Source organism: Amycolatopsis pigmentata (assembly GCF_042684065.1).
Lineage (GTDB): Bacteria > Actinomycetota > Actinomycetes > Mycobacteriales > Pseudonocardiaceae > Amycolatopsis_E > Amycolatopsis_E pigmentata.
Genome location: NZ_JBHUKR010000023.1, coordinates 275,653 through 289,929, shown reverse-complemented (window position 1 = coordinate 289,929; position 14,277 = coordinate 275,653). Strand labels below are relative to the sequence as shown.

At 65.5% G+C, this 14,277-nt stretch carries 9 protein-coding genes; 5 read left to right on the top strand and 4 right to left on the bottom strand.

Annotated elements, in window-relative coordinates:
* The first annotated feature begins 190 nt into the window (after window positions 1-190).
* Complete coding sequence (locus ACFSXZ_RS36835; protein ID WP_378270748.1) at window positions 191-1,282, top strand: amidohydrolase family protein; 1,092 nt, start codon at window positions 191-193, stop codon at window positions 1,280-1,282.
* Between the two features lie 760 nt (window positions 1,283-2,042).
* Here ACFSXZ_RS36835 and ACFSXZ_RS36830 read toward each other — a convergent pair.
* The 4 genes from ACFSXZ_RS36830 to ACFSXZ_RS36815 all read right to left on the bottom strand — a co-directional run bounded on the left by ACFSXZ_RS36830 (window position 2,043) and on the right by ACFSXZ_RS36815 (window position 7,759).
* Window positions 2,043-2,918, bottom strand: coding sequence for an SAM-dependent methyltransferase (locus ACFSXZ_RS36830; RefSeq protein ID WP_378270737.1), 876 nt, complete (start codon window positions 2,916-2,918; stop codon window positions 2,043-2,045).
* Window positions 2,919-3,397: 479 nt separating this feature from the next.
* Window positions 3,398-5,662 (bottom strand): hypothetical protein, encoded by a 2,265-nt coding sequence (locus ACFSXZ_RS36825; protein WP_378270735.1) that lies wholly within the window; start codon window positions 5,660-5,662, stop codon window positions 3,398-3,400.
* On the bottom strand, window positions 5,659-6,435 hold the full coding sequence (locus tag ACFSXZ_RS36820) for a TIR domain-containing protein (RefSeq protein WP_378270733.1): 777 nt from the start codon (window positions 6,433-6,435) through the stop codon (window positions 5,659-5,661). Before ACFSXZ_RS36820 ends, ACFSXZ_RS36825 begins: the two co-directional genes overlap by 4 nt.
* Window positions 6,436-6,475: 40 nt before the next feature.
* Entirely contained in the window at window positions 6,476-7,759 is a 1,284-nt protein-coding gene (locus tag ACFSXZ_RS36815; protein ID WP_378270732.1) for a helix-turn-helix domain-containing protein, read from the bottom strand.
* 863 nt (window positions 7,760-8,622) lie between these two features.
* Between ACFSXZ_RS36815 and ACFSXZ_RS36810 the strand changes: the two genes are divergently transcribed.
* The 4 genes from ACFSXZ_RS36810 (at window position 8,623) to ACFSXZ_RS36795 (ending at window position 14,270) form a co-directional block, all read left to right on the top strand.
* On the top strand, window positions 8,623-9,468 hold the full coding sequence (locus tag ACFSXZ_RS36810) for a hypothetical protein (protein WP_378270730.1): 846 nt from the start codon (window positions 8,623-8,625) through the stop codon (window positions 9,466-9,468).
* Window positions 9,469-10,369: 901 nt separating this feature from the next.
* Entirely contained in the window at window positions 10,370-12,136 is a 1,767-nt protein-coding gene (locus ACFSXZ_RS36805; protein WP_378270729.1) for an FAD-dependent oxidoreductase, read from the top strand.
* Between the two features lie 10 nt (window positions 12,137-12,146).
* Window positions 12,147-12,962, top strand: a complete 816-nt coding sequence (locus tag ACFSXZ_RS36800) for an enoyl-CoA hydratase/isomerase family protein (RefSeq protein ID WP_378270727.1) — start codon at window positions 12,147-12,149, stop codon at window positions 12,960-12,962.
* Between the two features lie 81 nt (window positions 12,963-13,043).
* Entirely contained in the window at window positions 13,044-14,270 is a 1,227-nt protein-coding gene (locus tag ACFSXZ_RS36795) for a TetR/AcrR family transcriptional regulator (RefSeq protein ID WP_378270725.1), read from the top strand.
* Window positions 14,271-14,277: the final 7 nt, after the last annotated feature.

Below are 14,277 nucleotides of genomic sequence, written 5' to 3'. Positions count from 1 at the left end.
GGGACCGAGGGATCACAACCCTATCGGCCCGGGCTGCAGAAGGGATGGTGGCCTAGTGAGCAGTCTGCTACTGCGCGCCGACGCCCTGTTTGACGGAGCGAACCGGCTGACATCCCCGCGGGTACTGATCACCGACGAAGTGATCACCACGGTCGGGGCGCACCAAGACCCCGCGCACGGGCCAGGGACGATGGTCATGGACCTTCCCGGAGCGACGTTGCTTCCCGGGCTGATCGATTCTCATGTCCACGCGACACTCCGCGGCGGGACGTCCCTATCGAACGGGCCGCAAGAGCTTTCCGACGTCGCGGCGGGCAACTTACGTTGTGCGGCACAAGCGGGCATCACGACAGTCCGGGACTGCGGGAGCCCGGGTGACAGCATGATCCGGCTACGCGACACGGCCACGACGGGACTGCCACATTGCTTGGTCGCTGGACCGTCGCTCACGCCGCCAAGGGGCCATGCCCACAGTGTGGGCCGGGAGGTCGTCGGGGTGCGGGGGCTGAGGGAGGCTGTCCACGACCTGGCCAAGGCGAACGTCGACTGGATCAAAGTGATCGGATGCGGCGGCGGCACGCCGGGAACAGATCCGTTGGTCTCGACATACACCGCCGACGAACTGCGAGCAGTGGTCGAAACCGCCCGCGCTCACGGGCTCCCGGTCACGGTGCACGCTCTTAATGCCGACACCATTTCGCTTGGACTCGACGCCGGAGTTCGTCACTTCGAACACGGATGGCTGTATCAGCCGGGCTCGACCTTGGCGCACGGCGCGACACTGGAGCGGCTTGCGGCAACCGGCGTCGTTATCTGTCCGACGATCTGGGCTACCGCCCACCGTGTCCCGTTGCTCCGCCGCCGGCTACGAGACTCGCCGTCGGACAGCCAGGCGCGCGCCGACCTCGACGACGCTCTGCGGCGGACTGACGCGGTGATCCGCAGTGTCGGCGACTGCTACGCCGCCGGCGTGCGACTCATTGCCGGCACCGACGCGGGTTGGCGAGACGTGGGATTTGGAGACCTGGTCGATGAGCTGCTTTTGTTGCAGCGCTGCGGTCTGTCGGCCGTCGACGCGCTTGCCTCCGCCACGCAAGTGGCCGCCGATGCGCTCGGGGTGGGAGCTCGTCGGGGGCGGATCGCTCCCGGCTACACGGCGGACCTGATCGCCGTCGCGGGTGACCCCACCGTCGACCTTGAGGTTCTCCGGCGCGTCCAGTTGACCATCATCCGTGGCCGGTCACTTGACCAGTCACGCCAACATCACCGACAGGACACATGACGACGGCCCACGCCGGAATAACGCTGAGAGTCAGGCGCAGGCGTGTGGGCCGCTGCCTCCGGGCGGCCAACGTTGGTCAATTCCAGCCCAACCGCGTGACGCCGACGCCTCTGCGCATGTGGCCGAGATCAATGGCTATCTGGCGAACGCCGCAAAGAATTTAGCGGCGGACGCGTTTAACAGTCACGCAGAAGCAAGCCGAAGACGCCGCCCGCCAGTCGGTGGGTTCATTTTGGTGACGTTGGAGATACTCGACCGCGCAAGTACATCGGTCGACCCGCTGGACGATTCCCAGCGCGGCCTGTAGATACGGCCGGAGGGGGCACACCATTGCACTGAAGTAGGAGCCACCTACCCGCCCTGGCCTGACCATCTTGTTGGAGTTTTCTGATGAGTTACAGTTTTCAACTCCGGAACGCCCCGGACATGCTGTGGAACCCGTCCAACGGTCCCGGGCCGGACCTATGTCGGCATCGCCGAGGTCATCTCGGCCGACCCAAGATTCCCTGACCTGGAAGCCTGGCTCACTGAGTGGACTCCGGGTGGGACCCCTGATGGTGACCGGGTGTAGAACGCAGTCGGCCATCGTCTGTCGCCGTTGGCGGTGGATGGCAGGGGGCGCTGTGCTGGTGGTGATGGAAGGGATGCCACCGGCACAGCGCAACGTGACGGTCGAAGTGGCCGTACAGGACCGTCGTCGCGGACGCGGAGCGCTCGCGCTGCGGAGAGTGCCGGTCTGTGTGGCGGGCGCTGGTGTCGGTCAGGGTTTGCGGCCGACGCCGCAGAGGATCACCGATTCCGAGGGGGTGTCGAATTCGATCTCCGGAGCATCGGGGCTGCTCGCCTCCGGGTGCCAGTCGGGTGTCCATACCAGTCCGGGCTCGATGAGGTCGAAGTCGCCGAACAGCGACCGGAACTCGTTGCGGGGTCGCCAGATCACCGGGCTGCTGGATGCGTCGTACATCCGTTTGAGGTCGACGAGGCCTTTGCCGACTTCGGGTGGTACGCCGTCGTCGGAGATGTGGGAGAGGGCCAGGTAGGAGCCGGAGGGCAGCAGTTCCCGGTAGCGGGCTACGGCGTCGGGTCCGATGTCGGTGCCGTCCGGGCCGGGTTGTTGGACGTGGAGTACCGCGACCATCAGCAGCGCCACCGGCTGGTTGGGGTCGAGTACTCCGGTGTCGATGGCTTGTTGCCAGAGTTTGTCCGGGTCGCGCAGGTCGGCGTTGATCGCGGCGTGGCGTGCCGGGTCTCCGTGTTTTTCGAGCAGGATCTGGGAGTGGGCCACGGCGACGGGTTCGTAGTCGGCGTAGACGACGCGGGAGTCGGGCGCTATCTCGCCGGCGACTTGGTGGGTGTGTCCCATGGTCGGTACGCCGGATCCGATGTCGAGGAACTGGCGGATGCCCAGTCCGACCAGGTGCCGTACGGCGCGGTGCAGGAACAGTCGGTTGGCGATGGCGATGGGGCGGATCAGGGGGAATGAGGCGAGGACCTTCTCGCCGAACTCCCGGTCGATCGCCCAGTTCGCGGTGCCGCCGAGGTACCAGTCGTAGACCCGGGCCACGCTCGGCCGCTCCAGGTCGACGCCCTGGGGCGGAAACGGGTCTTTCACGGTGCCCTCCCCGTTGTTGATCATGTTCGCTCATCGTACCGGTCGGGTGCGTGATCTGGACGTCTGGACGGTACAGCGGTTCGGGAGAGATCGTTGTGCGGAAATTGCCGAGGGCCGCACGATGCGCCTTGGTGATCGGGTACGGGCACCGTGGTCGGTTGCCGGCGCGGTAGTGGGCGGGTGACAGGGGTGCGGTGGGGTGGTGGGTATGGCGGGAATGACACCGGCCCAGCGCATCCTGCGGGCCAAGCTCGCGGCGCATGTGTCGTGGGCCAATACGAAGGACCGTGCGGCGCGCACCGCTGCGGCACGGAAGGCAGCTCATGGTCGGTTCGAGCGTTCCTCGGCCGCGGTAGGGCCCGTACGGCGGCGTTCCCCGCTGGCGCGGGAGCGACAGGGCCGCGCTCAGGAAGAACCGCCCCGTGGTCGAACCATCCCCGCTGGCGCGGGGGCGACGTTGGCTGAACTTATGGGAGTGGTGGAACGGGCTTTGTCAAACTGAGTCAAGGACGTGGGGGGTCGAATTCGCGGCGTATTTCGGTGGCCACACGAGTGTTGCCGCTGGCTTCGATCAGTTCTGCGATTCGGTGCGCGGTAAGGTCGCGAATGGGGTTGTTGGAGGGGAGTCCGGCTGTGTCGAGAAGTTCTCCGACGTGGTCGGTGATGGTGTAGGTGGGGTGTACGAGTTTTCGGTATATTCCGGCGAGGACCGTGGCGAGTATTGGCGCGGTGATCCAGAATGGCCAATTCAGGAGCAGGCCGGCGACGAGCGGGAGCGCGAAGGCGGTCGCGAGTCCAGCCGCGAGGATGCGGTTTTGTCTGGTCATGGTGTTGTTTCCTTGGTGGAGTCGGTCCCCGAGTGGGTGGATTCCTTGGGTGGCGTCGATAAGGCGGGTAAGAATTCGTGGAAGGTTGGAGCGCGGGTTGAGCGTGTGGCTCCAGTCGCGTGCCAGTACATGGAGCGTGGCCAAGCGCTGTACATCGTGATCGGCCGCGTCCACGATGATGTGAAGTAACAATTGGGGGTCGTGGGTATCGGCTGCGGTGGACAGCCAGCGACGGACCGCGTGGGAGACCGTAGCGGGATCTTGTCGCAGGATGGTGTACCAGCCGCGTACGAGTTGCGCGTGCACGGTCTGGTCCGCGGCGAGGGGCTGGGTGCGGTTGTGTGTGTCGGTGAGGGTGGGCGAGTTGATCAGATCGAGGAACAAGGCCTGGTCGACGGGTGATCGTTGTTTCTCGATTCGGTCGACGATCCGTTGCAGGAGAAAGCGGAACAGGATTGGGTCATTGGTCGTTAGCTCGCGCAATGCGTCTCTGGCTGTGGGCGGCGGGGCGTTCGTACCCTCTCTTCTGGCTCGTTGATGTAGTCGGACCACGGCCTGTTCGGGGTAGAGAGGGGCTATCACCTCGGTGCACACACGCACCAGCAGCGATCCCACATAGTGGGGTAGTTGATTGCTGGTGGCCCACGCGTAAACGAGATCCCGGAACCATCGGCCGTGGTCGTCATCGTTGAGGCCGGTGGTGAGTGCCTGCGCGGCGAACCGCAGGCGTATGGGGCGGCCACGTACTTGTGCGTTCGCCCACCGATTGACCAGGTTCGCTACTTCGTTGGCGCAGTTGGTGCGTAGTGCTTGTTCGAGGAAGCGGTCGAGCAGGTCTTCCCGTTCCGTGAAGGTCAGCCACGGGAGTTCTACGAGGTGGTCGGTCCATGCGCAGAACGAGGCGCGCAGGTCAGGGTAGTTGTCCCAGAAATGAACGCGGACGGTGTGGTCGTAGTGGAAGCTGGCGAACCGGACTCGTTCGTCGTTGACCTCGATTTCCAGGGTGGTGAGTTGTTTGAGGTAGCCGTCCTGTTCCAGTCTGGGTCGTTCACCGGTAGGCGGTCCGACGACGTCGAGCAATTTTTGGGCGGCGAAGAACACGGCGTCTCTGGTTGCGTCGGGGCACATCGCGGTGGCCAGCAGGACCGCACGGTCTCGGATCGAGGGACGGTCGTTTATTCGTTGTGCCACCTCGACGGTGCGGTCGTTGACCGCGATGGCCCCCTCCAGCCAGTCGGCTGTGCTGGCGTGGGGGTTCGCCGCGGCGGCCTGACGTACCGAGATGGCAAGGCCGGCGATGTCGCGCATGGGGCCGTCGATGTGGGCTTTGAGCGCGGGGAGCGCGAGGTCGTCATCAGTGAGGTGGATGCCGTCGGCGTCGAGATGGCGCCGGAGCACCAGGTCACCGAGCGGCTTCCCGATGGGCACCGTGTGCTGGAGTAGGTCCAGGTCGGCGTGCGGATCGACGTTGTCGGGGAGTACAACGACCAGGTACGCGTGGCGCTCGGGCAGGACTGCACGCATGGTGGGCAGTTGCGCTCGTCGTGCGTTCACGATCGCGGTGTCGGAATGGGAGAGGTCGAGCAGGAGTCTGCTTTGAGGATGAACGTCGTTGGGGTTGAGGTCGTCTTCTTCGGGTAGCGGGGTGAACGGGCCGGATTGGTCGCGTAGTTCGTGGAGAAGCATCTTGGCCGCGGTGAGTCGACCACTGCCGGGTTGTCCCCTAAGAAAGACGGTGCGGTGGTCATGCAGCCGGTGGCGGGCAGCGGCCAGGTTTGGTGGTGCTACGAAACGTCGGTCGAGCCACTTCAGGTCGTCTTCGGGGATCAGGCGGGGGATGCGTTGTCTGAGGTCTGCCAGGATCTGGACGATGGTGGAGTCGTTATACAGGTCACCGTTGCCGAAGTGTGCCGGACCGTGCAGGTCGTTGATTTCGGTCACTGGTTGTTGTCCTTGTCGCTGCTTCGCCCGAACTTCTGGTGGATACCGCCGGTGTTCTTACCGGTGATGTAGTTGTTCCCGTCTCCGTGGAAGGTCGGCGAGTGATACTGGTTGTGCTGATCGCCGTCGCCGGTGTGCACCGGGCCGTGGGCGTTGTGGATGACAGTTCGGCCAACGGCGCCACCGGTCTGCTGAAAGTCACGAGCCTGGATCGAGACGCCGGACACGGTCCCGTTGAGCTGGTTGCGGGTGTGCCCTGTATCGCCCGATCGCTCGACACTCCGGTCGACGAGTCCGGGAACCAGTTCGACGAGACGTTTCGCGATCTTGGCCAGGCCCGGATCGGGGTCGCCGGTGTCCAGCGTGATGGACTGCTGGTCGGCCAGCGGGGCGAGCGCGGCAGGGAGTGAATGGGGTGACAACCGCGGCGTCTTTCGTCCGATGAGAATCGGGATGACCCAGGCTCCGTGGTCGAAGGCGTTGAGGATTTCCCGGCGGGTCCAGTTTTCTTCGTCGTCCAGTCCTGGATTGCCGTTGTCGTCGGGGAGGGTAAGCCATTTCTCGCCGATGATGACCAGCAGGACTTGGGTGGTGCTGGAGGCGGTCGACAAGGCGTGGCGATAGTTCTCGCCGGGCCGGATGGACTTGCTGGCGCGGAAGATCCTGTCACTGCCGAACCGGCGAGAGAGCTCTCGTTCGATCAGCGCGGCCACATGGTCCCCGTCACCGGTTCGGTAGTTGACGAAGATCTCGGGCACGGTTGGTCGTCCCATGAGTAACGAATGTCCCTTCACAGATCGGTTTGCGGAGGTGTTAAGTGGACGGGCGGTGTAGCGAGGTGACCAGGCGCGGCTGGATCGCTTTGACCGCAGATGATGTGTGGAATCTGGCCAGTGTGCGGGCCAGGCGCTGTAGGTCGGTGTTGACGGTGACTGAGTCCGCGGCGTCAACAAGGTCGAGTATCCGCGCGGTCAGCACGCAGGCGTGTTCGACCTCGCCGCTTGCCGCGTGGGCCAGGGCCTGCCGCACGCCGTAGCGCGCGCGGGAGCGCACAGCGTGGCCGGGAATCCGGTCCATCTCCCTGTCCAATATGGAGGCGGCTTCATGTGGGCGACCGAGATCGTGCAGGCTCCAGCCTTCTGTCATCGCGACCGGGTCGGCCACGTTGGTCGGCCCCAACGGTGGCAACGTCGATTCGTTGGTGGCCGCGGCCAGGAGCGCCCTTGCACGGTCCAGGCCGCGCATGCACTGGTCGTAATCACCGGCGAGCGCGTGGCCCTGGGCCTCCCGTTGCGCGGCCAAACCCCTGATCCGGTGCGAAGAATTCGGGTTCTGTGCCTGCTTCGCGAGCTCGATCGTGTCGTGGGCGTCGCCCCGGTAGAACGCGACAAGCGCACGCCGCACCACGGCATAGGTCGCCATCTCGCGGTCGCCGCCGGCCTCGGCCATCTCGACGGCGCGGTCGGTCCACCACAGCGCGGCGTGGTCATTTCCTGATTCTTGTGCCATCCATCCGGCGTATTCCGCATACCGGGCACACAGCGTCAAGACTTCGCCGCGTTCCCCCGGACGGGCGTTGCGGGCGAGTTCGCGCAGTGTGTGGGTATGGGTGACGAGCGCGGGCAACACCACGGCCGGGCTCATCGACTGGCCGAGCCGGCGAAAATGGTCGAACATGGCGCGGAAGACGTCGATCGGAACCGTGGAGGCCGTCTGGGTGTTTCCGGCGCTGATACCGAAGGTCAGCATCGATGCGGTGCCGCTCGCCAGCGCCTGACGCCGGTCCATCGGTTGAAACCAGCTTGCACCCCCGGGTACCAGCGTCATCGTCCACCCCTCGCCATCGACACTTGTTTCCCCTGCCGGACCGTGTTGCGGTTTTCCAGGGAGCAGCGTGACCAGGTCGCCGCTGGTGCCCAGGGCCGCGTCGCATCGTCGGGCAATATCGTCCGTTGGTTGTTTCTGGCCTGTCTCGATCTTGCTCAGGTATCCTTTGCTGTAGTGGACCAAGGCGGCCAGGTCGTTCAGTGACAAGCCTGCGGCGAGCCGTAGCTCTCGCAGCTTTGCCCCGAACAGTATGGGTGGCGCGCTCACCATTGCCTCCGGGTTTCCCGTTTCCCATCAGAAGGGCAACAGGAAACCCCTTCTGGCAAGGCGTCAAATTCAGAATGTCTGGACCGTCACCACGCAAAAATGCCGAGTTGCCTGTCGCTGATCTTGACCGTAGGAGAACACGGCCCGATGTGGAACTCGGTGCGTCAACCAGTACCCGATCAGCCCACCCCAGACCGGTCCGGCCATCGCGGGTCGATGAAGAGCATCCGGCACGAGAAGACCGATGCGGACACGCGCTGCGGTCAGGTTCAAACGCCGCCGAACAGATGGGCGGTTGCCGACGCGGGTCAGCACATGATGTCGGCGGGGAGGCTGGGGTCGGCGAGCGCGAGGCTGGTTGTGGAGATGGCCTGGGTGACGGCGACCGCGGCTTGTGAGGTGGTCAGGTGGTCGAGGGCGGCCGGGTCGTCCGTGGCTGCTTGTCCTGCGGTTGCCAGAAGACCCGCTCCGGGTTCAGGGCACGACGACGGGACAGACGGTGGTTGGCGGTGGAGGGTGTGGAGGAGGCGTCGCCACCAGGTGGTGATGTCGTTGCGGAGCGCGGGTTCGTCGCGGGGATCGGCACTGCGGAGGGCGGGTAGATCGGCGGCGAAGCTTCCGGCGAGCGCTGGGTCGGTGGTTGCCGCGGTGGCGAGGATGCAGTTGCGGAGTCGTTGTTCGGTGCGGCGGGTGTCGTCGGTTGAGAGCAGAACGCAGGCCGTGTTGACGGGGTCGGCGAAGAGGTCGCGGGCTGCGCGGGCGGTGGTTGCGGGGTCTGTGGCCGCTACGTTGGTGAGGAGTGCGAGGAAGTCACGGGTGTGCCGGCGACGCCGGGCAGGGCCTTGGGCGTTGCCGACACGGCGTCAATGCTGTTGGAGCCGTTCCGGGTGGAGATGATCACGCGGGACCATGCGGAGAGACTGGCCATGGCCGCCGAGCGGTACGGCCCGGCGTGGACGCGGGAGGTCATCGAGGGGTGGTTCAGGGAAGGTCATCACTCCACAGCGGACCGGTCGGAGTGGATCAACGATGGGTTGCCAGGCCTGTGCCAAGGGTTGTGTACCGCCGGGCGGCCGGAAGCGGCGCGACTGCTGGCCGCGCGGGCGTGGCACTGGATGGACGGCAGGCTCCGGCTTTGGATCACCACCGCGCGCGGCGAAATCCGCCGACCGCAGCTGGAACTGCTGAGCTCACCATTGGTGAAATTGCTGGAAGCAGCCGACGACACGCTGCGCGAGGAGATTACCGGAGCGCTGTGCGAGTACGAGGACACCGTGTTGGAGTGCCTGATTCCGGCACTGAAATTCGTGGGCGCGCGGAGCATAGCCGGGCTTGATGCGGTCGTGCGCGACTGCGCGCAGCGACTCCGCGCGATGGCCGACCAGCCACCCCGCGACGAAGACGACTGGTCGATCCCCTGGACCGGGTGCGGATGCGGCCTCTGCGACACGCTGGCCGCGTTTCTCGGCTCCCGCTCGCGGCAGGTCTTCGAGTGGCCGCTGGCGACAGAGGGACGGCGGCACGTGCACGCCCAGATCGACTCGGCCGGCCTGCCGGTACGGCACCAGACCCGGCGACAAGGACGGCCCTACACATTGGTGCTGACGAAAACCGGCGAACTGTTCACCCGCGCCACGAACGCCCGGCACAAAGCAACGATCGACCTCGCTTGGCTGATGTCGATGTGGGGTGGCGCTTCGGAGCGAACGTAAGGTCGTCGAGCAGGCCGGTGCGCGTGATTACCGGAAATGAATCGAACGGCCAGCAAGAGTCGGAAAATTTGACTAAATGGTGTCCATGACGGTCGGCAGAATACGGCGGATGGACACCTTAACTCGGTGTGTTACGCTCGTTGTTGAGCTGGATGAACAGTTGTGAGGACAGCGTTTATTGATCAAGTGCTAGGGGTCGCAGGTTCAAATCCTGTCGCCCCGACGGCCAAGAGGGTTTTCGCAGGTCAGAGCCTGTGGGAGCCCTCTTTTTCTCGCCCTCGGTGGACCCTGTTCGGTCCAGTTCTTGGTGCACAGCGCTCGTAGACACCTTGACTGGCGCATGTTCTCATGCCGCGAAAATTGACCGAAAGGGGTCTGCCGGTGGGTAGGTGGCCAGGCTGCCGATCACCGTTGTAGTCATGAGAACGAAGCAGAGTCGCCCTCGTGTTCTGTAGCCCGTGGGGCAACCTGCTCGTGGTCGACGAGTCGACCAACCGCTTGGACCTATCGGCTCGAGCAGTCCGACCTCGCCTTGGGCGCCAGCCCCCGGCATCACCGAGCGCTACATGCTCGACGCCACCAGGTCTCGGACGGCGTGGTCGTACTGGAAGCTAGCGAACCGGACTCGTTGATCCTCGACGGGGTTTCGAGCTGTTTGAGGTAGCCCTCCCGCTCGAGCCGTGGCCGTTCGCCCGGCTCTACCACGGGCACGGCTTGACTGAACGCACCGGGTTACCGCTGTCCGCGGTCGGCACCCACCACTCGTGGCCGGGCAGGACATTCCAGAGGGCACAGGTTGTTGCCACGCGGCGGACTCGTGGCTAAGGTGTGAATGAAGATTAGAGATCAGTGAACCGCGATTCGAGTCGCACGCCGGGCAGGGTTCGAAGGAGAACGACACATGGCCGAAGTGGTCACCGCGACCAGTGGCGTCGACTCGCGGGCGGGTTCGTGGCTCGCGAGCTTCGAGACGTGCCTGATGAGTGGGGAGACGTCGCAGGTCGGTGCGCTGTTCGCCGAGGGGGCCTCGTGGCGCGACATTCTGGCCTTCACCGGAGACTTCAGAACGCTGCATGGGCGTGGTCCGATCGAGGAAGCGTTGAAAAGCTCGGTGGAGCGCGACGGTGGCTTCGTGTTCAGGGTGACCGAGACCGTCCACATTGAGCGCAATGAGCGGACCGGACGTCCCGCGGTCGAAGTCGTCTTCCGTTTCGAGACTGCCACCGGGCACGGTGAAGGGGTCGTGCGCCTGATCGACGATGAGTCCGGGACGGTGCGAGCCTGGACATTGCTGACCGCGCTGGCGAAACTACGGGACGATCTCGTCCGCGAGCCTGCGGCGCGTCCGACTGAGCACGCTTATGAAGGCGAGGATCGCCGGAACTGGCTCGACTACCGCAAGGTCGAACTGGCCTACGCCGATCGGGAACCTGAGGTCCTCATCGTCGGCGCGGGGCAGTGCGGGCTGGCGCTGGCCGCCCGCCTGCGACAGGCCGGCGTCGACACGCTGCTCGTCGACAAGAACGAGCGGGTCGGCGACAACTGGCGCAAGCGATACCACATGTTGCGGCTGCACAACCAGAAATTCGGTGACCATCTGCCCTTCCTGCCGTTCCCGGAGAACTGGCCGGCCTACATACCGAAGGACAAGCTCGCGGACTGGCTGGAAAGCTATGCCCAGAGCATGGAGCTCAATGTCTGGACGAACACCTCGTTCGAAGCCGGGGAATTCGATTCCGCGGACCGGTGCTGGAACGTGGTCGTTTCCCGCCAGGGGGAGCGCCGGACGCTACGACCCAAGCAGCTTGTGCTCGCTATCGGTGTCAGCGGGATGGCCAAACGTCCGGAGATCCCCGGGCTCGGCGAATTCCAGGGCGACGTCCTGCATTCGAGCGACTACACCAATGGCGCGCGGTTCCGCGGTCAGCGTGTGCTCGTGGTCGGCAGCGGTGTCAGCGGTCATGACATCGCGCAGGATCTGTACTGGCACGGCGCGAGTGTCGCGATGATGCAGCGGAGCGAGACGATCGTCGCGAGCCTGCGACCGGGTGCCGAAAAAGTGTACGCTCATTACCGCACGAGCCTGCCCCTGGACAAGCTAGACCTTTTGAGTATTTCGGTCCCGTACCCGGTCAAGCGCGAGCTGACGCGGCGGTTGACCAAAGAGATCCGCGCGCTCGACGACGAGTTGATCCAGGGCCTCCACCGCGCCGGTTTCCGGACCCACAGCGGATCCGATGGCACTGGTTTCCAGATGCAGTTCCTGCGTACTGGTGGCGGGTACTACATCGACGTGGGCTGCTCCGGCTTGATCGCCGAGGGCAAGATCGATGTCGTCAACGCTTACCACACCACCGGATTCGACTCCGGGGGCCTGGTTTACCGGGACGGCTCCCACCGGGAGTTCGACGCCCTCGTGCTCGCCACCGGGTACCGGCCTTTCACCGACACGGTGGCCGGCATGCTGGGCAGTGCGGTGGCCGAGGCGATCGGTCCGGTATGGGGACTGGACGACGAGGGAGAGCTGCGCAACATCTGCCGTCCCACCGCGCAGGAGGCCTTGTGGGTCATCGGCGGGGGTTTACCCGAGGCGCGCATCTTTTCCCGTTTCCTCGCGTTGCAGCTGATCGCCGAGCTGTCCGGTGTCCAGCTTGCCGGTCAGCGTTGAGGAGCGCGGGATGACTGCCGATTCGTTCCGCGTCGAAACCACGACGGCCGGACCGGTCGAGGTGCTGACGATGTGCGGGAAGCGTGGTAACACCTTGTCCGCGCAGGCATTCGGCGCGCTCGAGGATGCGCTGCGCACCGCGATGTCGACCGCGTCGGTGGCCGGGGTGGTCCTGACGGGCAGCGGGCGCGTGTTCAGCGTCGGCGCGGACCTCGCCGCCGGGCCCACCGCGTTGTCGGACCTGATCGCCGCGGACGGCGGTGAGCGGCCTGGCTGGCTGGAGCCCGCCGGGCGGGTCACCACGCTGCTACGGTCCGGTCCCGTCCCGGTGGTGGCCGCGGTCAACGGCGACGCGGTCGGGGGCGGCGCGACGTTGACACTGGGTGCCGACGTGCGCATCGCCGCCCGTGGGGTGCGTTTCGGCTTCGGATTCGGGAAGGTCGGCGTGGTCCCGGAGGGTGGATCGACCTGGCTGTTGCCCAGGCTGGTCGGGTTGTCCCGCGCGACCGAGTGGATGCTGACCGGGCGCGTGATCGCGGCGGAAGAAGCACGTGATGCCGGACTGGTCACCGAAGTGGGCGAGCCCGCGGCCCTGATCGAGCGCGCGGTCGAGATGGCGAGGGCGATCGGCCTGGGGACATCCCCGCGGGCGCGCTGGGAGACCCTGCGCCTGCTCGCTGACGGGCAGGAGGGGAGTTTCGGCGAGTCTCGCCGCCGTGAGTCGGAGGTCATGCGTTCGCTGGCCGGCAGCCGCGATGCGGCCGAGGGAATGACCGCCTTCGTGGAGCGGCGGGCGCCCCGTTTCGGCCGGCTGGAAGGTGCCTGATGGCCGCGGAGCCCAGCCATGGCCGTTCGTATGATTGTCGAATGGATATTCACCTCGATGCCGGATCCCGGGGCGGCCGTCATGACTGAATTCACCGGCGTGCCGGTGCGCCGCGAGCGGCGCAAGTCCCAGCGACTGAACGAAATCATCGAGGCGGGCGCACGCCTGATGTGCGGCGGCGGATTCGAGAACACCGGTGTGGCCGACGTGACCCGCGAGGTGGGTATCACGGCCAGTGCGCTTTACCGGCACGTGTCCAGCAAGCAGAAGTTGCTCGAGATCATCCTGGATCGCCGTTTCCTCGACTACGAATCCGCACTCGACGAGTGTCACGGATGGAAAAACGTCGCCGAAGTCCTGACACCGATCGCGACCACGCACCGCGATCTCGGTGTCCTGTGGCAGCGCGAAGCGCGCAACCTGCCGGAATCGGCTTACGCCAGTTTGGCGAGCAGGCTTCGCATGGTCGCCAAACGCATTTCGGGCAATATCGACGAACCGGCCGGCCGGCCTACCGCGATCGCCAGGGCATGGGCCACGATCTCGGTGCTGATCAGTCTTTCCTACCACGACACGAAGATGTCGGAAACGCGACTGCAAGCGTTGATGCGGCAGTTGATCCTCGGTGTTGGCGCCGACTCACCGCGCAGTTCCCGTGACCTGGAATGGTCCGGTGAGAAGATCGCGACCGTCTCGGCCCGCACGGTGGAGGACGACGAATTGGATTCGACCGACCGGGCGATTGTGGAAGCGGCTGCGAAACTGTACGGAACCCGCGGGTACCACAAGGTCTCGATGGAGGAACTGGGGCAGGCGGTCGGGATGGCAGGCCCGAGCATCTACTACCGTTACACCTCGAAGGGCGCCGTGCTCGCCGCGGTGCTCGGACGGGCGAACGCACGCTTGTCCGCGGACGCCTCCGCGGCGCTCAAGACCGCCACGGATGACTGTGGCGCGATGCGGGCCCTACTGAATTCCTATGCGCGCCTGGTGACGCATGAGCCGCATATCGTCGAGGCCTTGCTGAGCGAGATCCCGCACCTGGCCGATGACGAGCGGCAGCCCGCGGTGGATTCCTGGGTCCGCTACGTCAAGACCTGGGGCCGTCAGTTGCGCAAGTGCTATCCGGAAGTGACACCGGCAGAGGCGTCGGTCCGGGTGCACGCCGCGATGACGATCGTCAACGACCTGTCACGCACCTATTCCACGCGAGCGGAGTTGTCGGTCGGCGAACTGTGCGGGCTCGCGTGGAGCGCGCTGGTGGCGGGCCTGCCCGCCGATTCGGACGAAAAACCCGCTCATCGATGACGGAGGA